General features: G+C 66.6%; 24 protein-coding genes. 9 read left to right on the forward strand and 15 right to left on the reverse strand.

Annotation, left to right across the window (positions count from 1 at the left end; translation table 11 throughout):
- Window positions 1-29: 29 nt before the first annotated feature.
- Window positions 30-713, forward strand: a complete 684-nt coding sequence (locus tag K7711_RS09240) for a hypothetical protein (protein WP_222966950.1) — start codon at window positions 30-32, stop codon at window positions 711-713.
- Here K7711_RS09240 and K7711_RS09245 read toward each other — a convergent pair.
- Entirely contained in the window at window positions 706-2115 is a 1410-nt protein-coding gene (locus K7711_RS09245; protein ID WP_222966952.1) for a lipase family protein, read from the reverse strand. The two genes, K7711_RS09240 and K7711_RS09245, sit on opposite strands and share 8 nt — an antisense overlap.
- Window positions 2116-2331: 216 nt before the next feature.
- On the opposite strand from K7711_RS09245, the gene K7711_RS09250 reads away from it, so the two are divergent.
- Complete coding sequence (locus K7711_RS09250) at window positions 2332-3786, forward strand: MFS transporter (protein WP_308014597.1); 1455 nt, start codon at window positions 2332-2334, stop codon at window positions 3784-3786.
- Here the strand turns inward: K7711_RS09250 and K7711_RS09255 are convergent.
- Complete coding sequence (locus K7711_RS09255) at window positions 3764-4840, reverse strand: alpha/beta hydrolase (RefSeq protein ID WP_308014598.1); 1077 nt, start codon at window positions 4838-4840, stop codon at window positions 3764-3766. The two genes, K7711_RS09250 and K7711_RS09255, sit on opposite strands and share 23 nt — an antisense overlap.
- Before the next feature lie 321 nt (window positions 4841-5161).
- Here K7711_RS09255 and K7711_RS09260 point away from each other — a divergent pair, with 321 nt between their 5' ends.
- Both K7711_RS09260 and K7711_RS09265 read left to right on the forward strand, forming a co-directional pair.
- Complete coding sequence (locus tag K7711_RS09260; protein ID WP_222969173.1) at window positions 5162-7255, forward strand: AMP-binding protein; 2094 nt, start codon at window positions 5162-5164, stop codon at window positions 7253-7255.
- Between the two features lie 253 nt (window positions 7256-7508).
- Window positions 7509-8408 (forward strand): RpnC/YadD family protein, encoded by a 900-nt coding sequence (locus tag K7711_RS09265; protein WP_235746978.1) that lies wholly within the window; start codon window positions 7509-7511, stop codon window positions 8406-8408.
- A 507-nt stretch (window positions 8409-8915) separates the two neighbouring features.
- Here the strand turns inward: K7711_RS09265 and K7711_RS09270 are convergent.
- The 5 genes from K7711_RS09270 to K7711_RS09290 all read right to left on the reverse strand — a co-directional run bounded on the left by K7711_RS09270 (window position 8916) and on the right by K7711_RS09290 (window position 12458).
- Window positions 8916-9188 carry a hypothetical protein gene (locus tag K7711_RS09270; protein ID WP_222966956.1) on the reverse strand — a complete coding sequence of 91 codons (273 nt, stop codon included), beginning with the start codon at window positions 9186-9188 and terminating at the stop codon, window positions 8916-8918.
- Window positions 9189-9295: 107 nt separating this feature from the next.
- On the reverse strand, window positions 9296-9595 hold the full coding sequence (locus tag K7711_RS49255; protein WP_222966958.1) for a fatty acid desaturase: 300 nt from the start codon (window positions 9593-9595) through the stop codon (window positions 9296-9298).
- A 212-nt stretch (window positions 9596-9807) separates the two neighbouring features.
- Window positions 9808-10305 (reverse strand): LysR family transcriptional regulator substrate-binding protein, encoded by a 498-nt coding sequence (locus tag K7711_RS49260; protein WP_222966960.1) that lies wholly within the window; start codon window positions 10303-10305, stop codon window positions 9808-9810.
- A gap of 107 nt (window positions 10306-10412) precedes the next feature.
- Window positions 10413-11129, reverse strand: a complete 717-nt coding sequence (locus K7711_RS09285) for a cyclase family protein (protein ID WP_222966962.1) — start codon at window positions 11127-11129, stop codon at window positions 10413-10415.
- 24 nt (window positions 11130-11153) lie between these two features.
- The gene (locus tag K7711_RS09290) at window positions 11154-12458 is read right to left on the reverse strand and encodes an MFS transporter (protein ID WP_222966964.1); all 1305 of its coding nucleotides are present in this window, start codon (window positions 12456-12458) and stop codon (window positions 11154-11156) included.
- A 95-nt stretch (window positions 12459-12553) separates the two neighbouring features.
- On the opposite strand from K7711_RS09290, the gene K7711_RS09295 reads away from it, so the two are divergent.
- The gene (locus K7711_RS09295) at window positions 12554-13480 is read left to right on the forward strand and encodes a LysR family transcriptional regulator (protein ID WP_222966966.1); all 927 of its coding nucleotides are present in this window, start codon (window positions 12554-12556) and stop codon (window positions 13478-13480) included.
- A 162-nt stretch (window positions 13481-13642) separates the two neighbouring features.
- Here K7711_RS09295 and K7711_RS09300 read toward each other — a convergent pair whose 3' ends face one another.
- The 3 genes from K7711_RS09300 to K7711_RS09310 form a co-directional block, all read right to left on the reverse strand.
- Window positions 13643-14644 (reverse strand): aldo/keto reductase, encoded by a 1002-nt coding sequence (locus K7711_RS09300; RefSeq protein WP_222966968.1) that lies wholly within the window; start codon window positions 14642-14644, stop codon window positions 13643-13645.
- Window positions 14645-14768: 124 nt separating this feature from the next.
- Window positions 14769-15794: an NAD(P)H-dependent amine dehydrogenase family protein gene (locus K7711_RS09305; protein ID WP_235747045.1), complete on the reverse strand. Its 1026-nt coding sequence runs from the start codon at window positions 15792-15794 to the stop codon at window positions 14769-14771.
- Window positions 15795-15843: 49 nt separating this feature from the next.
- Complete coding sequence (locus tag K7711_RS09310) at window positions 15844-16851, reverse strand: aromatic ring-hydroxylating dioxygenase subunit alpha (protein ID WP_222966972.1); 1008 nt, start codon at window positions 16849-16851, stop codon at window positions 15844-15846.
- Between the two features lie 168 nt (window positions 16852-17019).
- Between K7711_RS09310 and K7711_RS09315 the strand changes: the two genes are divergently transcribed.
- A complete protein-coding gene (locus tag K7711_RS09315) occupies window positions 17020-17637 on the forward strand; it encodes a TetR/AcrR family transcriptional regulator (protein WP_222966974.1) in 618 nt (205 codons plus the stop codon).
- On the opposite strand, the gene K7711_RS09320 is transcribed toward K7711_RS09315, so the two are convergent.
- On the reverse strand, window positions 17622-18620 hold the full coding sequence (locus tag K7711_RS09320; RefSeq protein WP_222966976.1) for a GlxA family transcriptional regulator: 999 nt from the start codon (window positions 18618-18620) through the stop codon (window positions 17622-17624). The genes K7711_RS09315 and K7711_RS09320 overlap by 16 nt on opposite strands.
- Window positions 18621-18690: 70 nt before the next feature.
- Between K7711_RS09320 and K7711_RS09325 the strand changes: the two genes are divergently transcribed.
- On the forward strand, window positions 18691-19653 hold the full coding sequence (locus K7711_RS09325; RefSeq protein ID WP_222966978.1) for an NADP-dependent oxidoreductase: 963 nt from the start codon (window positions 18691-18693) through the stop codon (window positions 19651-19653).
- A 124-nt stretch (window positions 19654-19777) separates the two neighbouring features.
- Here K7711_RS09325 and K7711_RS09330 read toward each other — a convergent pair whose 3' ends face one another.
- The 3 genes from K7711_RS09330 to K7711_RS09340 form a co-directional block, all read right to left on the reverse strand.
- On the reverse strand, window positions 19778-20812 hold the full coding sequence (locus K7711_RS09330; protein ID WP_222966980.1) for a medium chain dehydrogenase/reductase family protein: 1035 nt from the start codon (window positions 20810-20812) through the stop codon (window positions 19778-19780).
- 125 nt (window positions 20813-20937) lie between these two features.
- Window positions 20938-21522 carry a TetR/AcrR family transcriptional regulator gene (locus K7711_RS09335; RefSeq protein WP_222966982.1) on the reverse strand — a complete coding sequence of 195 codons (585 nt, stop codon included), beginning with the start codon at window positions 21520-21522 and terminating at the stop codon, window positions 20938-20940.
- Between the two features lie 40 nt (window positions 21523-21562).
- On the reverse strand, window positions 21563-22942 hold the full coding sequence (locus tag K7711_RS09340; RefSeq protein ID WP_222966984.1) for an immunity protein Imm33 domain-containing protein: 1380 nt from the start codon (window positions 22940-22942) through the stop codon (window positions 21563-21565).
- 127 nt (window positions 22943-23069) lie between these two features.
- Between K7711_RS09340 and K7711_RS09345 the strand changes: the two genes are divergently transcribed.
- Together K7711_RS09345 and K7711_RS09350 are read left to right on the forward strand one after the other, a co-directional pair.
- On the forward strand, window positions 23070-23615 hold the full coding sequence (locus tag K7711_RS09345; protein WP_222966986.1) for a P-loop nucleotide/nucleoside kinase family protein: 546 nt from the start codon (window positions 23070-23072) through the stop codon (window positions 23613-23615).
- Window positions 23616-23661: 46 nt separating this feature from the next.
- Complete coding sequence (locus tag K7711_RS09350) at window positions 23662-24522, forward strand: class II glutamine amidotransferase (protein ID WP_222966988.1); 861 nt, start codon at window positions 23662-23664, stop codon at window positions 24520-24522.
- Between the two features lie 11 nt (window positions 24523-24533).
- On the opposite strand, the gene K7711_RS09355 is transcribed toward K7711_RS09350, so the two are convergent.
- Window positions 24534-25613 (reverse strand): alpha/beta hydrolase, encoded by a 1080-nt coding sequence (locus tag K7711_RS09355; protein ID WP_308014600.1) that lies wholly within the window; start codon window positions 25611-25613, stop codon window positions 24534-24536.
- Between the last annotated feature and the right edge of the window lie 25 nt (window positions 25614-25638).

Consider the following 25638-nt stretch of genomic DNA (forward strand, 5'->3'; position numbering starts at 1 on the left):
GTCGACCGTTCATCCGACAGGAGTTCAAGGTGCACACGGTCTTTCGTGACCCCGGCATACCCGACGGCGAGCGGACCGTCTACACCGTCCTGGTCGAGGGACGGCCCGGCCGACTCGATCTGACCGGCGTGATCACCCGCGAACCGGACGGCTACGCCTCCCTGGTCGAGGCCCGTGCGAGCGTCGGCGACTTCGAGATGACGGTGCATCAGCGATTCCGCCGGGTGCAGGAGGGTCTGCACGCCGAAAGTTACCGTGCCGAATCGCGATCCGGCGGAGTCGTGGTCTCCCGTGAGGAAGGCCGGTTCCTGGGTGTGGAGCATCTCCAGTTCGGCGGGATGATCACACCGTTCCCGGCGAATGTGATGCCGCTGCTGGGCGGGCTGGTCCTGTTGCGCGGCCTGGACTTCACCGAGGGCGTGGAGGAATCGGTGGATCTGTGGCTGGCCTACTCGGTCCACCTGCCGTTGTCCGCGCGGATCGAACAGTGCGCGAGTATCGACGTTCCGGCCGGGCGCATCCGCTGTCGTCAGGTGCGGCTGCGTCCGCGCCTGACGCATCTGAACATGCTGGCGGACAAGGTGATCGGCGGATTCCTGCCCCCGGCGGTGGCGCACTTCGAGGCGGCCGAGCCGCACCGGCTGGTGCGGCTCGGCTTCCCGGTCGGGCCGATGCCGTGGGATCCGCAGGCCGTGCTGGAGTTGGCTACCTAGCCGGTGTCGTCGACGGGGCGTGGGTCGTCGGAGTGGCCGGGCAGTCGCTCGGGGCCGGACGGCCCTGCAGCCGCTCGTCGAGCCACTGGGTCGCGCCGATGAATCCGGCGAACATGCCGATCGCATGTTCACCGGGCACCGTGCGGGTCACCGTCCGCACACCGCGCGCGCACTGGTTCGCGAACAGATTCTTCGAATCCTGCTCCGGAATCCAGATGTCCCACATCGCGTGATAGATGTACAGCGGTGCGCCGGAGGTGTGTTCGCGCAGATCCCATGTGGCGAAGATCTGTTGCGCCAGTGGACTGCTCAGCGGATCGGCGATGGTGGTGGCGATCTGGATCGGGACGCCGGTCACCCCGAGCGGCCCGTTGCTGTCCCCGCAGGTGTCCTTCACCGGCGAGGTCGCGACCCACTGGCCCAGCTTGTTGAGATATTGCAGCAATTCTGGATGTTCCCGCGCGGCGGCCAACGCCACCACCATGAGGATTCCGGAGGCCATATTGCCGTTGAACTTGTGCGCGATGTTCCGGTAGTCGGTGACCAGACCACCGGTGGTGGCGCCCGCCAGCACCCCGTCCAGATCCGGCGCGTACTCGTGCTGCAACATCGCCGCGGCATACGAGGCGATCGCCCCACCGGAGTAGCCGCCGATCGCGAATCGACTGCGGGAGAACTGATTCGGGTCCTTCGCGCGCACGGCGCGAATGGCGTCCAGCACGATGTGCCCGGCCACGTTCGGATCCGCGTACGCCATCCGCGGTCCCTCGTGATCGGGGATCAGCACCGCGTAACCGTGGGACAGGCCCCACCACGTCGTCGGCGGAATCAGGTCTCCGACACTGAATTTCGAGTGCAGGCCGTGCGCCATCGCATAACTCGGCGTGCAGCGCAGTCCGAGGGAGTTGATCGGCAGCGCGTTCACCACCACCGGACGGCCACCGGAACCGGTCCAGGCCGCAGCCGGGACCACCAGGGTGGCGGTGCCGAACGAGGGCTTGCCGTTGCCGTCGGTGGTACGGAACTTCAGCAGCAACGCACGCTGGATGGGCACCGCCGCGAGCAGGGCCGAGGTCGCGGTCACATCGCGTGCGGAGATGATGTCGCCCGGACGTAGCCCGGTCAGGTCGGCGGGCCAGGAATCGAAGATCGGATCACCGGCCGGCGGGGACTGGATGGCCCGCCACAGCGCCGCCTGCTGCGGCGACAGCCGGGCCTCGGGCGGCGACGGCGCGGCCGGAAGATTCGGTGCGGGAACGGTGTTGTCGATCCACTGCTGCGGACCGCTGGGGCCCGCGTCGGCGGGCGCGGCCGAAGCGACGCCGAGATTCGGTGTCGTCAGCAGACATCCGGCCAACGCGATGATCACAATCGTGCGCAGGGGTTTCACAATGCTCGTCATTCGTCCGAAACGGGGAACCACTCGACCAGGAACACACTAGCGAAGACGACCGCGCATCGCGGCCGGTGGACGGGTGGATTCGATGCGGGTTCACAGTAGCGGGCCCGCTCTTTTGTGGGGTGCCAAGGTCTTCCCCGGTGTGGGCGCGACGGTGGTGGCGACGTCGATACGCTCCAGCGGATTCGTCGGGGCAACCAGTGATCGAGGTGCGCAGAAGTGGCCGGAATCGGTGTTCGCAATTCCACAGCAGCCGCGCGCGGGGAACTGGCCGCCTGGCTGACCTTCGGCGCCTGCCTGATCTCGGTGTTCATGCAGATGATCGATGTGACCATCGTGAACACCGCGCTGCCGGACATCACCCGGGATCTGGCCGCCTCGTCCTCGGCTCAGCTGCTGGTGATCTCGGGATATTCGCTCGCATTCGCCTGCACATTGCTGACCGCGGCGCGCCTGGGCGCGCTGTGGGGGCGTCGCAGGGTGTTCCTGGTGGCCGTGGTGGCGTTCACGGCGGCCTCGATCTGGTGCGGAATGTCCACCGGAGCAACCGAATTGGTGATCGCCCGGATCGTGCAGGGGATCGCCGGAGGCGCGATGGCCGCGCAGACCCTGGCGATCCTGGCGGCGAGTTTTCCGCGCAGCCGGCATCCGCAGGTGTTCGCGCTGTACGGGCTGGCCGCGGGCGGGGCGGGCATGGTCGGACCCATTCTGGGCGGGATTCTGCTGACGCTGAATCTGTGGGGCCTGGGCTGGCACTGGGTGTTCCTGATCAATCTGCCGCTGGGTATCGTGGCCTTCGTGCTCGCGGCGCGTTTTCTGCACGTCGGAGCCGAATCCGACGGTGCGCGTTTGGATCTGGGCGGTGTGGTGTTGTCCGCCGCGAGTCTGCTCGCGCTGCTGTACGCGCTGGCCGACGTCCAGGCGCACGGGTGGCGGGCGCTGTCGGTGGGCATCGTGCTGGCGGCCATCGCGCTGGGTGCGGGATTCCTTGTGTACCAACGTGTTCTGATCCGCCGCGGGCGCGGGCCGCTGATGCGCCCGGACCTGTTCGCCAACCGTGGCTTCGCCGTCGGCTCGATCCTGGTGACCGGATTCTTCGGTATGTTCACCGCATTCGTCTTCGCCGCCTCCATCACGTTGCAGGACGAACTGCACTTCTCGGCGCTGCGTACCGGGATCGCGATGACCGTGTTCGCGCTGGGTGCGGGCGCGGGCGCCCTCGCGGCGCCACTGCTGGTGCGGCGCTTCGGCGTTCGTTCACTGGCCGCCGGCATCGCCCTGTACGCCGGATGTATGGCGGTGGCCGCGGTGTACCTGGTGCTGACCGACGGTGCGATCAGCGTGGCGCTGACGGTGGTTCCGGTTTTCGTCTCGGGCTTGGGCGTCGGGGTGTTCGGACTGCAGTTGCAGCCGGTGATGCTCGCGGGTCTGGATCAGGGGCAGATGGGGGAGACCTCGGGTCTGCTGCCCACCCTCGAACAGATCGGCAACGCGGTCGGTCTGGCGGTGCTGAGCACGGTGTTCTTCCGCGCGCACACGCTCGGCGGGAGTATCGCGATGTTCGCCGCGATCGCTGTGGTCGCCGCCGGGCTGGCCGGGGTGACGCTGCTGCTGCCCGAACCGCCGCGGCACGACGGGACCGAGGCCGGTCTCACCGATCCAGCGCCGCGCTGAGCGTCGCCCACGCGTTGTGCAGATCCTGCTGCCAGTAGCCCCACGAGTGGGTGCCGTCCGGGCGGAGCACGACCTTCGCGGGAATGTTCAACTGCCGTAACCGATCTCGCAACTCCTGCGTGCATCGTCCGGCCAGTGCGTCCAGGATGCCGCCGACCAGGAGTTGATCGCCGAGCTTCATCGGATCGTGCCCGATTCCCGGACCGTCCAGGGTGTCCAGCGGTCCGGGCAGCCCGTTCCCGGACGCGACGTACAGCGCCAGTCCGCGCAGCCGCTCGGCGTGCAGATACGGATCGTTGGCCCGCCAGGCCGGATCGGTGGGCGGGCCCCACATGTTCCGGCTGTCGCCCCCGGTCGCGGTGACGATCGTGTCGACCATGAGCTGCCCGAGCGGATCGCTGGTGCGCACACAGCCGCTGAACGACCCCACGCCGCGATACAGTTCCGGATCGGCCAGGGCCAGCTGGAACACCGACACGCCCGCCATCGACAGGCCCGCGATCGCATTCGCCCCCGTCCCGCCGAACGCCGAATCGATGATCGGCGGCAGTTCGCGGGTGAGGAAGGTGGTCCAGCGCTGACGACCGTGCACGGGATCGTCGGCGCGCCAATCGGCGAAGAAACTGCCCGCCCCGCCGACCGGCATCACGACCGTGACTTGTTTGTCCGCGAAGAACCGCGCCGCATCGGTGCGGGTGAGCCAGTTGCCGCCCCCGCTCCAGCCGCTCGGACTGCCGCCCCCGTCGATGCCGTTGAGCAGGTACAGCACCGGCGCGCGACGGGAGATGTCCGGTGGGGGAAGCACTTCCACCGAGATCGGACGGCGCATGGCGGCGGAGTGGACGGTCAGCTCCACCACTCGTCCGCGTCCGGCCACGGCGGTGAGCAGATGTGATCCGTCGGGTCCGGGCCGGGCATGCGCCGAGGCGGCCGTCGCGGGGGCGGCGTCGGCGGGGGCCACCGCCACCCCGTGGCCACCCGCCAACACCGCCGCCGCGCACACCGCAACGAGGCGAACTCGGTGCGCGCGGCGAAACCCGGTCGGATGATGCACGCGACGCCTCCCATTGCCGGACACGATGGCAGCGACGCTAGGAGCCCGTCCGCGACGGAACAAGGTTTCCGTGCACCCCTTGGGGTTTCCGCCAATCCGGGACCGAACCGATTGTCCCGGACCACAATCGGCCACGCGCGGTGGAGATGTCCGCATCTTCGCCACTGTGAACGACTCGGACAGTGCCCGGCGAGTGCTGTGAAATCTCCGAAGGCGGCGGCGATACCTCGATGCGGAGGTGAATATTCGGCAACATGGGTCTGCACGCCTGGAACGAGGAGTACGACCTTGGTCACCGATATCGTGGAGGTGACCGCGGATATGCCGGTCGCCAGGGACACAGTCTGGCAGCTGCTCACCGAACCCGCCACCTATGCACGACTGTTCGCCGGAATCGGCGCCTGCGATCCCGTGGAGGCGATCGGGGGTCTGCCGCAGTGGCGGGTGCGCGTCGGTGGCCCGCGCACCGAGGTGCGCACCCTGACGATCGGACTGCTCGACGGCGGCCGCGGTCGGCGGTTCGAGCTGCGCTGCGCGGCCGTGGGCAGCTTCGTCGCGGTGCGGCTGCGTCAGCGCGAGGACGACGTGCGGGTGACGGTGACCTATTTCGCGCCCGGCCGCATTCATCCCGCGGTCGCCGCGCTGGACAACGAACAGCTCGAAGCCTGGACCCACGACGGGCTGGGCCGGCTGGTGCAGCTGGCGCACGGGTCCTCGACCTCGATCGTGGTCAACGGCCAGGATTCGGCGCTGTCGTTCCGCGCGGCGGTGATCCGGCAGATGGTCTCCTCCGGTGTGGTGCGCACGTATCGGCTCGATCACGGTGCGCGGCAGATCGGTTCGCTGGCGACCTGGGGGTTCACCCTGGGCGGCGGGTACGCCGCCGCGGCGGCCCGCGAGCCGGACGGCGCGGCGATCGTGGATCGCGACGGTGTACGCAGCTTCACCGAGATCCACGAACGAACCCAGGCGCTGGCGGGTGCGATGTCCGCCAAGCTCGGGCTGACCTCCCGCGACGCGGTGGGACTGCTGGCCCGCAATCACGCCGGTGCGGTCGAAACCATGGTCGCCGCAGGGAAACTCGGCGTCGACGTGGTGCTGCTCAATGCGGGCCTGTCGCCCAGGCAGCTGGAGGAGACCGTGCAGCGGCACCGGCTGACCACGCTGTTCGTGGACGACTGCCTGGATCCGCTGATCCGCTACCTGAACTCCGACGTGCACCGTTATCGCACCGATTACGGTGCGGCCGAACCGGATCGGGCACCGGCCGATCCGTCGCGCACCACGATCGAGGAGCTGATCGCGCTCGGGCACAACGAATTCCGTCGTCCGCAGAGTCCCGGGCGGTTGATCGTGCTGACCTCCGGCACGAGCGGTGCGCCCAAAGGGGCGCGGCGGCCGCATCCGAAGGGCTTCGGCACCGTGGCCGCACTGCTGTCCCGGATTCCGTGGCAGATGAACGAATCCATGGTGATTCCCGCGCCGCTGTTCCACACCTGGGGTCTGGCCGCACTGCAGCTGAGTACCGCACTGCGTGCGACGGTGGTGCTGCAGCAGGAGTTCGACGCCCGCGAATGCCTGCGCCTGGTCGCCGAGAACCGTGCCAGCACACTGATTCTCGTGCCGACAATGGTGCAGCGCATCCTGGATCTGCCGCCGGCCGAACGCGCCCGGTACGACACGTCGAGCCTGCGGGTGGTCGCCAGTTGCGGTGCGCCGCTGACCGCGGCGACGGTGCTGCACTTCGCCGAGGTGTTCGGTGAGATCCTCTACAACGTCTACGGATCCACCGAGGTCTCCTGGGCGACGATCGCCACTCCCGAGGATCTGCGCATCTCGCCGACCAGCGCGGGCCGCCCGCCGTTGGGTACGAGAATCGCTGTGCTGGACGGTGAACGGCGTCCGGTGCCGATCGGCGCGACCGGCCGCATCTTCGTCGGCAACCGCATGCTGTTCGACGGATACGTGAACTACGCGCCGCCCGAGGAGGCCGACGGTCTCCTGGACACCGGCGATCTCGGCTACCTCGATGCCGCGGGCCGGTTGTTCATCGCCGGGCGCGGCGACGAGATGATCATCTCCGGCGGCGAGAACGTCTTCCCACGCCCGGTCGAGGAGGCGCTGTCCTACCTGCCGCAGATCACCGACGTAGCCGTGGTCGGCGTGCCCGATCGAGAATTCGGCCAGCGCCTGGCCGCCTACGTCGTCAAACGCGAAGACTCGGGCCTGGATTCGGAAATGATCCGCACCTACATCCGCAACCGCCTCAGCAGATTCTCGGTCCCCCGAGACGTCACCTTCCTCGAGTCCCTCCCACGCGGCGAGACCGGCAAGATCATCAAACGTCTGCTCTCGGGGGACTACCTACCCGGCTCACCCGTTTTCGCCGACGGCCTGCCGGACGGCGGTTTATAACCGGCGCGTGCAGTGCCCGAAACTATCGCATCATGAGATACCGTTCCAGTCGTCGGCCGATCGAATGGGCAATTCCAATCTGGTCAAATCCATTGTGGTAGAATGACTTTCGTCTCGAGTGAGACACTCGGTTCCTGGACGGCGATCCAGATCGCCCGGGATCAGCAGCGTGTCGTGCGCTCGCCTCGGCGAGTCCCGACGCATTGGCGACAATTCGAACACGGCTTCGATTGCCGCACCTACCTTCGTGCTCATGGTCAGCTCCCAGCACGAAGCGATGCATCATCTGCTGCGGAAGGATCCCGGGGTCTTCGCACGCACAATCCGCGACCTGGGCCTACCGTTCCCCGACCCCGTCGACGTGTCCCTGCTACCCACCGACCTCACGGAGATCGGTCCCCTGGAACGCCGCGTCGACACGCTACTGCGCATCGAAACCCAGGAAGATGTCATTCTCTTGCTCGTCGAGGCGCAACGCCGACACGACAAGTCCAAGCGCGGCTCGTGGGCCTACTACCTGGCACACCTCTACGCCAAGTACAACATCGAACCCGTCCTGCTGATCATCTGCGAGGACGCCGATACCGCCGCTTGGGCGACCGGTCCGTTCACCATCGGGCCACCGCTATGGACAAGCCTCACGGTGCACCCACTGGTCTTCGGCCCGCACAATGTGCCTGCCGTGACAGACCTCGACACCGCCACCAAAGACGTCCCACTGGCAACCCTCTCGGCAATCACCCACGTCAACGACTCCGCCATCGGTGCCATAATGGAGCCGCTGGCCGCCGCATTGCGGACACTCGACGAAGAAGACCGCCGCATCTTCGCCGAACTCACCGAACTCGGTCTGGGCGACAGCCCGGCCGCAAACATCTGGAGGCAGCTGATGGCCGTGGACCTGTCGTTCTTTCGCTCGGAGACCTCGCAGCGACTGCGTGCCGAGGGCGCAGCCCAGGGCAAAGCAGAGGGCAAGGCAGAGGGCAAGGCAGAGGGCAAGGCCGAAGCAATTCTCGACGTTCTGGCCCAGCGCCGTATCGCTGTGCCCGCCGAAGCCCGCGACCGGATCACTGCCTGCACGGACCACGTCCAACTCACCACCTGGCTCGGGCGAGCGATCACCATCGAGACGATCACCGACTTGTTCGACTGAGAACTCGCTGCGATCACGGACCGAAACCGCCCCGATCGAATCCGAGCGCTGCGGGGAAAATGTGCTGCGCCGCTGTAGGTTTGCATCGACAATCAGCGAATGCCGTGTGCTCGGTGGTCGATACCGATCTTTCAGGTGGGTCGCCGTGGCAGGCCCTCGTGGATACGCTTGATCGCTCCGGCTTCGCCGGGCGCTCACAGCAGACCGTCCTGGTCGTGGACAACTGCGAACACTTGTTGCCCGCCCTCGGTCCGTAGGCGGGCAATTCGGCAGGGAAGGCGGCTCCCAGCAGATGACGCTGGGAGCCGCGGGGAAGAATCCATCGGCGGGATCAAGCGAGCCATGATCGGTTGAGGCGGTGGTGATCTCCAGAAACCTCGTGAAGCCTGCGATGTGTAGAACTTTCTCTACCGCCTACCGCCTACCGCCTACCGCCTACCGCCTACCGCCTACCGCCTACCGCCCGTTCCGGCGGTTCAGCATCGCTTTCGTGAACCCTCGGAAGGCTTACTTCTCGGTGAGGCAAGCATCGGCCAGGGTGCGAGCGAACTTGCTGCGTTGTTCCCTGACGTCGCTCACCAGCACGTCGCTTACGGAGGTGGTGCTGACGTCGCAATCCCAGCTCGACCACCAGGTACCGTTCGAGGGCTGCTGTGCCCGGAAGGCCGCACGGAAGGTCAGGCGGGTCCTGCCTGTCGGCAACGGGCTGAGCTGGATCCGGAATTCCCCTTCGGGGACATCGATTCGGATGATGTTCTCGAGACACGACAGTCGCACCATGTCAGGGATTCCTTGGGTGAGCGCTGCCAGGTAGTGGATTGCCGGCCCTTTGACGAAAGCGGGGATCGGTGTGTGTCCTACTGCGGTTGCTGTTGTGACAGACGCCCTCACCGACTCCCTCCGATGCTCAGAGTTTTCCCTTCGGGGCGGGACGAGTGGCGGACAGCGACTGCGACGTCGCGGTAGAAGCTGAGGTAGCTTCGCTGCACATACGTGCCGTATGCCGCTGCCTCCGCATGCCGTTCCCGCAATCGGTTGATCGGCACTGCCATGGCGGCGTGGTGCTCGATGTGGAGGTTGTTTCCGTTGGTGAACCAAGTGGAAATTCGACTGCCGCGGATGGAGCGAGTGTTGCGCAGTACGTCCGTTGTTCGTGTCTCGCACAGGATGTGTTCGGGCAGTTCCACCAAGAAGTGCCGGGGGGACAGCGAACAGCAGGGGTAACACCCACAGTCGCAGTATTACGCCCCAGCTCCCGGTACGCTCGCACTCACTATCACCGCTGCGGCTATGGCCACACCAAGTAACCGGTACTCGGTGATCACCTCGCGCTTTCGACGCTGGGAAATCTGTCCTATGTCGTAGCTCCATCTGCCAGACCAGCTTCTGACGATCTCTGTCAATACAGTGGCCACGCGCCGGTAGTCCAGCATGCTGCGTAATAGCAGTCCCCAGGTGAGTGGCTTGCGGGTATCGAACCCGAAGAATTCCGAGTCCTGCGGGGTGCCCAGGACGGCACATAAGCGATGGACTGAAGTGTCACCGCCATCTCTTGGACGAGTCTCCAATCATCGGTCCGGCCGACCGGAGAGGCTCGGATCCCATGTAGCGCCAAGTGCGTGGTGATCAACCGGTCGCAGTCCGAACCCACTCTGGGCAGCACCCAGGGCATTGCGGACATCGCGCGGCGTGCGTCCGCGCCGAGCACCGACGAGAGCAGTCTCTTCGGTCCGACCAGGACGAAGGGGTCATGCCACAGCGGCACCGTCACGAAGCGCGCGTCACGGTCCTCGCCTGGCATTTCGATGGAGATTGCGGCATGCAGACTGCCGGCCTCTACAGGCTGAGCATTGCGTGTTGCAGAACGATGTAATCTATTCCTTGCCAGTTTATCCAATTGTCGGATACGCCGACTATTTTAGCTCCAGCGGATTCGAAGTGCGGTGTCAGTGCTCGCGTTCGAGTCGTCAGACGTGACGTCCGTCCTCGAGGGCGTCTCTGGCATCATCTCTGCTTCGGCCAGGTTGCGAATGCGCGGACAGGGAAAGTCCCCAGACCGGCCACTTTCACAGGAACCGCAGTGAAGTGTGCGCCTTCGCCTGGTACTTGATCGAGGTTGGTCAGATGCTCCACCACTGGAATGCCTGCACCGAGCAGTTTGGTGTGCGCGGGCCGCTCGTGTGTATGTGTGCCATCAATGTTGAGGGAGTCGATGCCTACGACCCTGGGTTCAGCATTGGCCAGAAATTCGGCAGCCCGGGCAGACAGATGTGGATGCCGACCGCACGAATAGGTCTCCATTCCCCAGAAGCGTGACCAGCCAGTGTGAATGAGTACGGCCCGGCCACGCAGTTCGAACTCCGTGAAACAGTCCTCGGGCACCTCCCGCTCGTCGGTGCTGATCACCACGGCCGGAACATTCGCGACCTGATCCAGAGGTAGGCGTGTGAGGTCGTAGCCACCTGCATATCGGTGGAAGGGGACATCGAGATATGTCCCCGTCTGGCCCACCAGGCACAACCGTCCGGTATGGAATTCGGTGCCCTCGGCATAGAGTTCACGGGACTGATCGCGCGTGATGTGATCGGTGAGAGCCGGCTGCGGGAGTCCGGGGTAGGCTGTCGACCCTGACACGATCTCATGACTGAGATCAACGAATGTCCTTGCAAGTCCATCGACGTCGGACGGCGACGTGAATTGTGGCGCGGACGAGTTGTCCATAATGGGTGCGCTCCTGTTCGTCTTTTAGAGCTTCTGTTGCAGTTGTTGACGTTCGGTGGGATCAGACTTGTTGCGCTTGCGTTCTGTGCGTGCAGCTTTTCGTGGATAGCTGGTCAGCCAGGCCCAGGGCAGGGCGGCCAGGATCGGAAGGGCGGTTGCCAGCAGCGCGGTCGAGAGTGCGGTGGCTTGGGAGAGCAGGCCGACGGCCAGGGAACCGATGCCGGTGCCGCCGTCGTAGGCCATATTCCAGACGGTACTGGCGACGCCGTGTCCGGTGGGGCCGGCGCGGTGGAACATCAGCACCAGTGTGTCGTTCTGTACGGCCCCGAAACCCAGTCCGTAGACCGCCGCTGCCGCCGCCGCCAAAGCTGTTGTGCCGGAATTGGTTCCGGCTGCCCACGCCATCGTCGCCATTCCCGCCGCGCAGGAGGTGACACCGGGCATCAGCAGTCCGCCCGCTCCTTTTCGGTCACTGCGTACCCCAGCCAGCCATCGTCCGACGATGACAGTGGCGGTCAGTGTGAACAGCGCTGTCGATGCCCCGGTTGGGCTTCTCAGGGCCAGGGGAAGGAACGAGGTTACCCCACCCAACGCACCAGCCGTCGTGATCAGCAGCAGCCATGGGGCAGCCAGCGGTCGGTAGCCGCCGGTGGGTGAAGTACTGGACAGGTCGGGGCCGTCCGCAGCAGTACCCGTCGGTGCACCAGGCCGGCCCCGCTGAGCGGGTTCTCCCTGGTGCCCCGAGATTGCTGCGGTCAGCGGTACCGCGGCGAGGCTGAGAACTCCCGCTACCACGAAGACGGCGACGAAGCCGAGCCGCTGCGCTCCCCACACTCCCAAAGGGAGAAACACCATTTGGGGCAACCCCACTGCGATTCCGTACCACCCGACTGCTCTGCCTCGCTGCTGAGCCGGGACCAGTTCGGCGACCAGGGCACTACCGGCCACGGCCACCATCCCGAAGCCGACACCACGCAGGGCCGAGACCGTCAGCACCCAGGCCAGGCCGGAAGACAGCAGGTAGCCGAAGGTCGGCGCGCCGAGGACGAGTGCCCCGGTAATGAGTATCGAGCGCAGTGTGAAACGCCGCAGCAGCCACTTCATGCACAGTTGGATGGCGACCGTGGCGGCCATGGTCACCCCGGTCGTGGCTCCCACGCCCCCGTAGGCCGCGCCGCCCTCCGCGCACCACAGCGGCACTACCGACAGCATCGGCGCGTAGTTGGCGAAAGTACCCAGCGTCGCCGCCAGCAGCAGCAGGAAATTTCTCCCGCCGGGTGGTCGGAGTCCGGCCAGGATGCTGCGACGCCGCGGAGGAGAAGAGGCCATAGTCGAGTTGTACGGCTACCGATTCGATCGCGTCCAACGAAAGTTTTCGATCATATCAATCGGCAGTGGCGATTGATCGCTTTAAGCTCGTAGCTATGGAGCTCAAGCACCTGACGACATTTCTGTCCGTTGCGCGGCACTTGAACTTCACCCGTGCTGCCCGTGAGTTGGACTATGCGCAATCCAGTGTCACCGCCCAGATCAAGGCCCTGGAGTCGGATCTGGAGGTCAGACTCTTCGAACGCCTCGGACGCCGGGTCACGCTTACCGATGCGGGCAGGGAACTGTGCGTACATGCCCAACCGATACTGAGCCGTGCCCAGCAGGCGCGTGAGGCCGTGCAGGGAGCAGCTGAGGAGCCCGGCAAAATCAAGGGCACGCTACGGATTGCGGCTCCCGAGAGCCTGTGTGCGTACCGCTTGCCGCGAGTCTTGCGTACCTTGCAGGATCGGTTCCCGCTGCTGCAGGTGGTGTTCGGTCCCGCAGGCCGCGTGCCGCTGGTTACCTCTCTCGCTGACGGCACGCTCGATGCGGGGTTTCTGCTCGAGGAATCGGTCGACGGGCCGATGCTGCACACCCAGCGCATGGCAGGCGAGCCCCTGCAGCTGGTGGCTCCCCCCTCGCACCGGCTGTGCGCATCCGAGTCCGTCACCACCTCGGACCTTGCCGCGGAAACGTTGCTGCTGATCGAGCAAGGCTGCGCTCAACGCAGCGTCATGGACCAGGAGTTACGCAGTGCCGGAATTCGCCCGGCAACCATGGAGTTCATCAGCATCGAAGCTCTCAAACGCTGCGCCGCCGCAGGACTGGGAATCGCCATGCTCCCCGCGACATCGGTCGCCGACGAAGTCAGCCGCGGCGAGTTGGAGGTCCTGTCATGGACCCGAGAACTTACCCTGCACATTTTCCTTGTACGCCACAAAGACCGCCGACCCACACGCGCACTGCGCGAACTGGCCCAGATCGCAGGCGAGTACTGGACGCCATCGGGCCAGCAGACCCCCACAACGTCCCTCGGCTGAATGGACGCGACGTCGACCGCCGTGGCGATCCCGGCGGCCTCCCTGTGCGCCACCTCGGCGAGTACCTCGCCGTCGGCGGGATTGTGGGTCGGGAGCGTTCTGCTCGACACCGCGTCGACCCACTCGCCGCCGATCAGCAACTGCTTGCGGCCGGGCAGGAACTCAGGAGCGGCGCGTGATTCCGGTCTGGGCGTTCGGGCCCGCGGTCACCTCGGTCACCGCAACGTCGCCGAGCGCTTCGTCGGCGGCGGCGAGCAGCTCGTCCGAGAGTTCCACGCCCGACGCGATGCTGTTGGCGTGGACCTGTTCGGGGCGGGACGCGCCGATGATCGCCGAGGCGACCTCGCCGCGTCGCAGAACCCAGGCCAGAGCGAGGGTCGGCATGCTGATGCCCGCGCCCTCGGCGAGCGGGACCAGTCGCTGCACCGCTTCGGCGGCGGCCTCGCTGTTGACCAGGCCCTGCGCGAATCCCATTGTCTCACTGGCGAACCGGGTTCCGGCCGGGGCGGGCTGTCCCGGGAGATACTTGCCGGTGAGCAGGCCCTGGGCCAGGGGCGACCAGACGATGTTGGAGATGCCGCTCTTCGAGGTCAGATCGAACAGCTCGACCTCGGGCGCCTGCCAGAGCATCGAGTACTGCGGCTGGGAGGACACGAACAGATCGGGTCCGCCGATCTCGATCGCCGCACTGATCTGCTCGTTGGTCCATTCGCTGAAGCCGAGATAGCGCGCCTTGCCCTGTTCGACCACCCGTTGCAGCGCTTCGACGGTGTCCTCGATCGGCACGACGGGATCGAAGCGGTGCGCCTGGTACAGATCGACGTAGTCGGTCCGCAGCCGGGTCAGCGAGGCGTCGATCTGCTTGGCGATCTGGGCGGGGGACAGGCCCGCGTCGGCGGGATCGTCGGACATCTGTCCCCACACCTTGGTGGCGAGGATGTAGGAGTCGCGGGGATGCTCGGAAAGGATTTCGCCCCAGGCGGTTTCGGCCGCGCCGCGGCCGTAGACGTTGGCGGTGTCGAAGAAGTTGATGCCCGCGTCGAAGGCCGCCTCGGTGCAGGCGCGGGTGGCATCGGCGGCGACGCCGCCGGAATAGGTGAGCCAGGACCCGAGCGAGATCTCCGAGACCTGGAGATCGGAACTGCCGAGCTTGCGATACCGCATCGGTGCACCTTTCAGTGGTGGTGGTGCTGATCAGGAGTGATGCCGAGGCGGAACGCCCGCCCCGGCACGCGCACTCCATGTAACCAGCGATCGCGCACGCCCGCTCGTCCGGATCAGGCGCCGCTCACTGCTTGAAGCGCCCCGCGAATCCGCGCAGCGGCAGATCGGCGCTGGTCAGGATGCCAGGCCGGGCGGCGACCACCGAGCGGATGGCGTTGAGCGCGGGCAGTCCGGTGACGGTCATGCCGATGGAGGCGAACGCGGCCGGATCGGACAGATCGACGCCCGCCTTCGGGAAGATCATGTGTTTGCTGTAGATGCTCGGATCGCCGGTGATGTGAGTGATGTAGCAGCCCTTCACATCCCACTTCGGATCGGTGTGCGGGGTCATCTGCCATTCGAGGTGCGATTCGATCCGGGGCTGCCCGTCCACGATGCCCTGATATTTGATGTAGTTCCCGCCGAGCGAGCCCTTCGGCAGCTGGTACCAGCCCAGATCCACGTCCCGGGTGCACGCGCCGAGCTCGTAGTCGAAGGTGACCTCGTCCAGCTCGAGTCCGAAGCAGTCGGCCATCAGGTAGACCGAATCGGCGAACACCCGGGTGAACTTCTCCAGCGAGGCCGGGAGCGAGGGGTCATCGACCGGCTTGCCGTAGCCCACCTCGATCCAGGTCGCCGCCGAATGATGGCAGGACACGTCCACCGATTCGATGACGGTCACGTTCTCGATATCCGCGACGTCGCAGGAGTGCGTCACTCCGAGGATCTGGCACAGGCCCGGATTCATACCCGTCCCGTAGAACGTGGAACCGCCACGCTCACAAGCCGATTGCAGCACCTCGCTGACCTTGCGCCCCGAGGGATGCGGGTGGTTCTGATCGCGGTGGTGCCCGGTGATCCAGTCGGCTGTGGTCACGATATCGATGCCCGCCTCGAGCACCTGCTCGTAGAGGGCCTCGTCCGGAAAGACGCCGTGGAAGGTCATCACATCGGGCCGGGCGGCGATGATCTCCTCGACGGTGCCGGTGGCCGTCACGCCGATCGGCTCGAGTCCGGCGATCTCACCGGCGTCGCGGCCGATCTTCTCTGGTGTGTAACAGTGCAATCCGATCAATTCCAGGTCGGGGCGGTCGGTGATGCGCTTGATCATCTCCGTGCCGACATTGCCCGTGGCAACCTGGAATACGCGGATCTTCTCGTCAGTGCTCAAGGGGGACACGACCTTCCGTGCTCGTCGGGTAGAACTGTTCGGCCCAGTGCCGCAGCGCGCGGAATCCGTCGAATTCCTTCTGCGACAGGGCGGGTGGATCGGAATAGCGCTGATGCGACCAGATGTGGATATCGGCCTCGAACTGGTCGATGACGCCCTGCGCGAGGCGTTGGGCGCGTTCGGCGGCCTTGGGGTGCTCCTGGCCTTCGGGGCGGCCGATCCACACCGAGAACCGCACGTCGCAGGTGTTCTCGTCGACCGGGGTGACCGCCGAGAGGGTGCGATTGTCGATCATGCCCCAGCTCTTGGTCACCGCGGCACCGAGTCCGGCGTTGATCGCCTGGACGCCACTGCGGATGTCCGCGGCGGCGGTGTCGTCGAAGGCGATGGTGAAGTCCACATAGGAGACCGGCAGGTCGAAGTCCTGACGGGTGAAGGTCGGGGTGATCGGCACCTTGTGCACATATTTGAAGTGGGCGAAGTCGACGCCGTTCTCCATGATGTACTGCGGGTGCAGTTCCAGGCTCTGCCGGAACAGCGTGGACTGCGGATACGCCGGATAGTAGTCCGCGGCGCTGCTGCCGTCGTCGAAGCCGGTGAATACGTCCGGAACCTCGAAATGCGGTGCGCGACCATGGATATCGTGCCAGATCCAGATCGATTCGTTGCGCTCGACGACCGGGTAGCTGCGGATCCGGCGGCCCTTGTTCGGATGATTCTCGTAGGGGACGCAGACGTTGCGGCCCTCGTGATTCCACTCCCAGCCGTGGAACGGGCACACGATCCGGTCGCCTTCGACGTGCCCGCCGAAACCCAGGTGCGCGCCGAGGTGTTCGCAGTAGGCGTCCATCACCGCGACCCGGCCGTCGGCCGAGCGCCACGCGATCATCTCGGTGTCGAAGTACTTCATCCGGTGCACGTCGCCGACGTCCACCTCCGCGGACCACGCAACCTGGAACCATCCCGTCGGCTTCATCGATAGGGGTGGTCTGGCCATGACGAAAATCCTCTCGTCCGGGGCTGTACGGAGGTTTATAGTAGAACCCTCTGTGAAACTATGCAAGAGGGGTCTGTCAAACATGAATGATCGTTCGGCTCAACAGTTTCGGCAGGCCGTGCGGGATGTCGCGGCCGGCGGGGAAGGGCGGTGGTTAAGATTTGTGCAATGACCGAGGCGGGCGCGACGGGCAGGCGCAGCAACAAACGGGGGCTGGCGACCCGGGAGAGCATGCTCGAGGCCGCGCTGCGGGCACTGGCCTCCGGTGATCCGGGCGCGGCCTCGGGGAATCGGATCGCCAAGGAGATCGGCGCGACCTGGGGTGTGGTCAAGTACCAGTTCGGTGATATCGATGGGCTGTGGGCCGCGGTGCTGCATCGCACGGCCGAGCGCCGGGGGGATCTGCCGGTGCGGATCGGGACCGGAGCCGGTTTGCGCGAGCGGGTCACCGAGATCGTGGAGGGGATGTACGCGGGTCTGAGTACGACCGATGCCCGCGCGATCGAGACGTTGCGCGCGGCGCTGCCCAGGGATCACGCCGAACTGGAGCGTCTCTATCCGCGCACGGCGGCCGAGCTGGCATCCTGGCAACCGTTGTGGCAGAACGCTTGTCAGAACGCCTTCGCCGATCTGAACATCGAACCCGCGCGCATCCGCGAGATCGCGACGCTCATTCCCGGCGCGGTGCGCGGAATCGTCTCCGAACAGCAGCTGGGCAGCTATTCGGATCTGGACGAGGCTCGTCGCGGCCTGGTGAACGCCATCGCGGCCTATCTGGAGAGCTGATCGGCTCGGGTGCGGAAGGTGCGGCGGTAGGTCAGTGGTGCGACGCCGATCGCCTCGTGCAGGTGTTGGCGCAGTGAGGTTCCCGTGGCGAAGCCGACCTCGGTGGCGATGCGGTCGACGGGCAGATCGGTGCTCTCCAACAGTTCCCGAGCGCGGAAGACGCGCTGCTGGATGAGCCAGCGGCCGGGACTCGTGCCGACCTCGTCGCGGAACTTGCGGGCGAAGGTGCGACCGCTCATGCGCGACCGTTCGGCCAGATCCGACATGGTCAGGGGCAGGTGCAGATTCTCCAGGGCCCAGTGCCGGGCCGCGGCGGTGCCAGCGGAGGTCTGCGTGGGCACCGGTTGTTCGATGTACTGCGCCTGACCGCCTTCCCGCCACGGCGGCACCACACAGCGGCGCGCGACCGCATTCGCCACCTCGCTGCCGTGGTCCTTGCGAATCAGGTGCAGGCACAGGTCGATTCCCGCACTGGCGCCCGCCGAGGTGAGGATGTCGCCGTCGTCGACGTAGAGCACGTCCGGGTCCAGGCGGACCCGGGGGAAGGCGCGGCGGAAGATGTCGGCCAGATTCCAGTGCGTCGTGGCGGGGCGGTCGTCGAGTCGTCCCGCGGCGGCCAGGACGAAGGCCGCCGTGCAGATGGACACGGTCCGGGCGCTCGGGCGGATCAGCCCGAGGGCATCCGAGACCTGTTGCGGCAGTGCGAGTATCGAGACCTCGCCGGGCTCGTCCGGGCAGCTTGCCAGGCCGATGTGACAGGGCGGGATCACCACGGTGTCAGCGGTGCGCAGGACGCTGGCGTCGTGTGTCACGGCGATCGAGAAATCGCCCTCGGTGCGGACCGGATGTCCGTCCACCGAGCAGGTCAGCACCTCGTAACGGCCGTCGGCGGAGCCGAAAACCCGGTTCGCGATGCCCAGCTCGAACGGGTACACGCCGTCCAATGCCAGGACGACCACGCGATGTGGTGCCGAACTCGTCATGGCGCGATCATATCGAATATTGGCAATCGTGCCATTTTCTCCCGGGTCGAGCGGCGGCAGGCTGAACGTCATGACGACAACGGATATCCCCGCCACCATGCGAGCGATCGGCCAGGACGCTCTGGGTGGCCCCGAGGTGCTGCACGAGATCGAACGTCCCGTACCGCAGCCGGGGCCGAGCGAGATCCTGGTGCGGGTCCATGCGACTGCCCTGAATCCGACGGACTGGAAGCATCGTGCTCGGGCGGGGCTCTTTCTGCCCGAGCCGCCGTTCGTTCTGGGCTGGGATGTCTCGGGTGTGGTGGCGGCGGTCGCGCGCGGCGTCACGCTGTTCGAGCCCGGTGACGAAGTCTTCGGCATGCTGCCCTATCCGCACGGCCACGGTGCGGCAGCCGAATACGTCACCGGTCCGGCCCGCGCCTTCGCCCGCAAGCCGCGTGCACTGGATCACGTGCAGGCCGCCGCGGTGCCACTCGCCGCGCTGACCGCCTGGCAGGCTCTGGTGGACACCGCGAATGTGCAAGCGGGACAGCGTGTTCTGGTGCACGCCGCCGCCGGCGGGGTCGGCCACTTCGCGGTGCAGATCGCCAAGGCTCGCGGGGCGTACGTCATCGGGACCGCGAGCGCGGCCAATCACGAATTCCTGCGCGGACTCGGTGCGGACGAGGTGATCGATTACCGCACAACCGATGTCGCCGAAGCGGTGCGGGACGTCGATGTGGCGATCGACCCGCTCGGCGCCGAGAATGCGCTCACCTCGATCCGCGTCCTGCGGCCGGGCGGGCTCGTGATCTCGCTGGTGAGCGGGGATACCGAACATGTGCGGGCAGTGGCGGCCGAAGCCGGCGTGCGAGCGGTGGGCATGCTGGTCGAGGCCGATCACGGCGGTATGTCCGAACTGGCCCGGATGGTGGACGAGGGGACACTGCGTCCGATGATCGCGGGAACCTTCCCGCTCGCCGAGGCCGCGGCCGCGCACGCGCTCGGCGACACCGGCCGCACCGTCGGCAAGCTCGTACTCACCGTGCCCTGATGTACGGGACAGTAATGCGGTAGTGGCGCAGCATGTTTCGCGGGACCGTCGCGGTGCATCCGGTGCGGATCCGGCTCCCGTCACCTGACGGGGCCGGACCCGGGCCGTAACGCTCGGTTCGCTGTCAGTCGGCGACGAGGACGACTTTTCCTGTGACGGAACCGGATTCGGCGGCGGCGAGGGCGAGGGCGGCCTCCCGCAGCGGGAATCGCGCGGCGATGCGGGCCTCGAGGTCGCCGGCCGCTGCCAGGTCCAGGACCGCGCCCAGATCCTCGGCCAGGCGGGCGCGGAACCGGTCCGCGCGTCGTCGCCCGGCCCAGATGTTGTAGAAGTGCGTGCGACGGCGATTGGGCAGGATCTTCCACCACAGCAGGCGAGCGATCAACCGCAGCACCGGAAGTCGCGAATTACCCGCCTCGTCCTTGGTCGCCGCGCTGCCGTAGGCGACGAGGGTGCCGCCGGGTGCGAGCAGCCGGAAGGAATCGACGATCCCGGGACCGCCGACGTGGTCGAACACCGCATCGACCCCTTCGGGAGCCAGTGCCCGGACCTGCGCGGTGATATCGCCGCGGTAGTCGACCGGCTCCGCGCCCAGTGCACGCACCGCCTCGGCATTGCGCGCCGACGCCGTGCCGATCACCCGGATACCCGCGAGCCGGGCCAGCTGCCCGAGCGTCGAGCCGACTCCGCCGTTGGCCCCGTGCACGAGCACGGTCCCACCGCTGCGCACCCCGGCGATGCGATGCAACATCTGCCAGGCGGTGATCCCGTTGACCACGAACGTTTCCGCGGCCGCGGGATCCAGGCCCGTGGGCACCGGAACCAGATCGGCGGCCTCGAGCAGTAGGTGGCTGCTCCAACCGCCGATCTTGGTCAGTGCGGCCACGCGCGTTCCGACAAGCTGCGCGCCGACTCCGGGCCCGACGGCCTCGACGACGCCGACCATGTCGTACCCCGGCACGAACGGGAACGGCGGCTGGTCGAAATACTTCCCGCGCCGCATCTGCTGCTCGGCGAACGACACCCCGCTCGCCTCGACCCGCACGAGCGCCTGCCCGTGTCCCGGTCCGGCCAGTTCGCGGTGCGTGATCTGCAATCCGTCGGGTTCGACGCGTCCCGGCAGGACGACCTCGACGGCGGTGATCGTGTTGGTGGACATGATGATTCCTTTCGGTAAAAGCGGTGAGTGATTGGTCAATCACTCGACGGGTCGAAGATAGGCCCCGGTCGGGGCCTGCTCGAAAACGTTGTGGCTGCGAGGTGTGGGTCAGGATCGGGGCATGATCACTCCCGCGGTGAACGGGTCGGCGCGGTCGAGTGCCGGATGCCTCGAGAGAGAAGCGATGCCCACTGATCGTCCGGGGAGTCCAGGCCGAGGGTGGTGATCAGATGGCACAGCTGGCCGAAGGCGATGAATCGTTGCACCTGCTCGTCGGCTGCGTTCGAGCGGGACTTCGCGAACTCGGTGACCCGGGCCAGCCCGCGCCGCATCCCCGTGGCGATCTCCGGGACGTCGGCGGCGGACAGCGCGTGCACCTGCAGCATCAGCAGTCGCTTGTCGGCGATGAGTTCGGCGTAGGCGCCGCCCATTTCGTAGAGGATCGCATCCGGATCCTCGGCTGCGGCCCGGCGCGCTCCCGTGGCGAGCGACTGCTCGACGAGTTCGAAACACCGGTCCAGCGCGGCCACGAACAACTCGACCTTGCTCGGAAAGAGCTTGAACACATACGCCGGCGAGATCCCCGCATGAGCAGCCACCGTACTGATCGGCGTCCCGTGATAACCGGACGTCGCGAATTCCGCGATCGCCGCATCGACAACCGCCTCACGGCGAGCGTCGGATGTGGAGAGCGTCGAGCGGGTCGGCATAGTGAGTGATCGTACACTCACTCTTGTCGATCGGGCAATGTCAGTCGGTGAGGCCGAGGAGTTCGGCGGTGTACGAACCGGGCTCGGGGACGAGCTCATTGCCGAATATCCGGACGCTGGCGCGAATTTCGGCGCCGCGAAGGCCGCGCGGGGTGTCGATCAGCACCTCGGCCGCGCGTGGCAGGGCCAGGAATCGGGTCACGAAGGGCAGGGATTCGGTCAGATCCCACAGTGTGCGCAGGCGTCCGGCGCCGTGTTCGTGCGAGCGGGTGCAGGTCAGCGTCCAGCCGGAATGCGTCGGATTATCGGTGGCCTCGCGGAAAAGCAGCACCGACGAGTCGGATTCCTCGACGCAGTCGGTGACGGTCGAGTGCTGAGTGTCGAGGGGAAACGTGGTCCATTCCTGCGGCCCCAGCCCGGCGACCACCTGCTGCTGGGCCCACCGCTCACGCAGTGTGAGATCGATCTGCTCGGCCCAGTTGTCTCCCACGGTCCGCTCCTCGAGGCCCAGCATCCCATCGGAACGGCTGATGAATCGCAGTGTGCGCCAACCAGATCGGACGGTCTGACCGGCTTCGAACCGAGTGTCTTCGGCGATCGCGTCCTGCAGTTCGTCCAGCACCAGCGCGGCCCACCCGGACCTGGGCGCGTCGTCCGGTGCCGGCAGGACGGTCCGAGCCGCGATCTCGGGCAGGCCCGATCGCTTGCCCACGGTCGTCCAGGTCAGTCCCTTGCCGTCGGTCAGCAAAGCGTTCCGGGCACGCACCGGCGTGCGCGGCGTCGGCTCCGGTCCGAATCGGGTGCGCCCCGCGGTCAGCTCGTTTCCGTTGTGCCGGACGGTCGCCCTTACGACGCCGTCCGGCCGCTGCGGCCGGGCCATCACGACCGTGGTCTCGGCCGGCAACGCCAGGAACTGGCGCAGGTAGGGGAAATCCGCCATCACCTGGCCGAGTTGGACTCCGACGACCTCGTCGTCCTCGTGCTTGTCCATGCAGATCACGTGCCAACCGGACGCCCCTTCGTCCTCGGGCGCATGGCGGCTGAGGGCGATGGTGTCCGCCGTCGCCGCGCAGCGGTGCATGACCACGCGGTGCAGTTCGGTCATCTCGCCCCAGGATTGCGCCAGCCCGAGCTGCTTACCCACGAGGATCTGGTTGTGCAGATCGGTGATCGTCTCGTCGACCTGCTCCTGCCAGACACCCGGCGCGACCGTCTCCTCGAGCCCGAGGGTGCCATCGTCGCGCGCGATGACACGAAGCGTCCGACATCCGATCTGGTACGCCGACCTCGGCTCGATCCACTGTCCGGCGAGCACCATGTCTCGTAATTGGCGCAGAACGGAGAACACCAAAGAGATCTCCGGCACCTCGCCGCGCACGGTCGCGGTGAATTCGGCATGACCGGAGTCCGCCTCGGTCATTGTTCGCACACGCATCACCCCGCCGACTCAACACTGTGCGCCCCGAGTTCTCAATGTCGAAGATATTGGGGCACAACGCTACGCGGGCTGACAGTTTCCAGCGACGAGGACCGGCCAGGATGAGCGAATGGACAAACTGCTGGTCATGGTGAACGGGCTTCCCGGCGCGGGGAAGTCGACGCTGGGGCGGTCGCTGGCCCGCGAGCTCGACGCGCGGTTCCTGTCGAAGGACGCGGTGAAGGAAGCATTGGCGGCGTGCGTCGACGGGGCCGGTGCGCTGGACGCGCTGGGCGGTATCGCGATGGACACGGTATGGGCGCTGGCACAGGCGATTCCGGGCGACGTCGTCATCGATTCGTGGTGGTTCGCACCTCGCGATTCGTCCTTCGCTCGGGCCGGGCTCGACCGGGTGGGAGCCGCTCGCGCCGTAGAGGTCTGGTGTGATGTTCCTGCCGAGGTGGCGCGGGCGCGCTATGTGAGCCGTACTCGCGCGGACCTGTATCGGGACGAGGAACATTTGCTGGCGGACTGGGACCGCTGGGTTGCGGGTGCCGAACCGCTCGGACTCACTGCCGCGCTGGTGGTCGAGACCTCCGGTCCGGTCGACTGTGTGCGTCTCGCCTCGAGAATCCGATCGGTGGCCGAGCCGCTGGGCGGCGCTGCTCGGCGGTAGGTCACGCGTCTGTGTTGATGAACCCTTGTGGTGCGAAGATGGGGGTATGTGCCGTCTGTTCGGCTTGCATGCGGGGCGTCGTGTCGTGCACGCGACGTTCTGGCTGCTGGACGCACCCGACAACCTGTCCGCGCAGAGCACGCGCAACCCGGACGGCACCGGCCTGGGAGTGTTCGGCAGTGCCGGTGAGGCGGTGGTGGACAAGCAGCCGATCGCGGCGTGGCAGGACACGGCGTTCGCTCATGAAGCGCACGACATGGAGGGGACGACATTCATCGCTCACGTCCGGTATGCGTCGACCGGTGCGCTCGATGTGCTCAATACTCACCCGTTCCTGCAGGACGATCGGATCTTCGCGCACAACGGCGTGGTCGGCGGACTGGACGTGCTGGACGCCCGGTTGTCGGAACTCGGCGCCGCGGGCCTCGTACTGGGGCAAACGGACAGCGAGCGAGTTTTCGCTCTGATCACCGCGTCGATCCGGGCGACAGGGGGAGATGTCGAGGCGGGCCTGCTCGAGGCGATGACGTGGCTGGCGGCGAACGTGCCGATCTACTCCGTCAACCTGTTGTTGAGCACGGCGACCGATATGTGGGCGCTGCGGTATCCCGAGCCCCACGAGCTGTACATCCTCGACCACGCGCAGCCGGGCTTCGATCTGCGAACCTCGCGCATCCACGCACGATCGAAAACCCTTGGGACACAGCGTGCGGTCGTATTCGCCAGTGAGCCGATGAACGCCGACCCGGCATGGCGACTCCTGGATCCGGGAACGTTGGTGCACGTCGATGCCGACCTGACGGTCACCGAGCGGTTGGTGCTGCCGGAGCCTCCGCAACACCAGCTCACGCGCGCCGATCTCAGCCCGGCAGCCGCGGCCTCACAGCATCCGGCGGCGGTTCGCTGATCGCGTTCCGGTCAGGACTGTTCTGCTTGCAGGGCCCGGCTGAACAGGGACCAGGACTTGTGCAGGTCTTCTTGCCAATAGCCCCAGGAGTGCGTGCCCACCTGGCGGAAGTTGAAGGTCGCCGGGATGTGGAGCTGGGCGAGGCGGTCGTGCATGCGGTGGGTGCACTGGTTGGTGGCGGCCTCGAGGATGGCGCCGCTGGTGAGCTGGGCGGCGAGTTTGGACGGTTTCCCGTCGATGCCGGGTCCGTCGAGAGTGTCCAGCGGGCCCGGAAGCCCCGTCCCCGAAGAAACGTAGATTGCCGTGCCGCGCAGGCGATCCGCGTGAATGTAGGGGTCGTTGGCGGCCCAGGCGGGATCGCCCGGCGGGCCCCACATATTCGCCGCGTTACCGGCCCAGCGGCCGACGACGGCGGTGACATACGCCTCGCCAAGCGGATTGCTGGTCTGCGCGCAGCCGCTGTACGCGCCGATGGCCTGATACAGACCCGGTTGATCCAGGGCGAGCTGGAACACCGACGTTCCGGCCATCGAGATCCCGGCCAGCGCGTTCTTGCCGGTCCCGTGGAACGTGGAATCCATGATCGGCGGCAACTCCCGGGTGAGGAAGGTGCTCCAACGCTGCTTCCCCAGGACCGGATCGTCGGTGCGCCAATCGGTGAAGTAGCTTCCGCGTCCGCCCAGCGGAATCGCGACGGTGACCTGTTTGTCGGCGAAGAAATCGGCGATATCGGTCTGCTGGGTCCAGCTCGAATCGTCGACGCCCCCGTTCGCGCCGTTCAGCAGATACAACACCGGCGCGGGTTTCGAATGATCCGGGGCGCGAAGCACTTTCACGTCGATCACGGAATTCATCGCCGCCGAGTACACCCGCATGTTCACCATCCGGCCCGCATCCGGGGTGACGTTCACCAGATGCGAGCCGTCCACGGCGGGCCGGGCGGCGGTGGTCAGCGCCGGGATCGAGGCCGGTGCGACCGGATCGGCGCCGGCCGTGCCCGCCCAGCCCGCGGCCAACGCCACCACCGGTGCGAGCACCGTCGCCTGTCGGCCGCGCAACCGTGACCTGCGTGGTGCGGAGTGTTTGCCCACCTGCTCCTCCCCGGAGATTCCGTTG

It is taken from the genome of Nocardia coffeae (assembly GCF_019890715.1).
Classification (GTDB): Bacteria; Actinomycetota; Actinomycetes; order Mycobacteriales; family Mycobacteriaceae; genus Nocardia; species Nocardia jiangxiensis.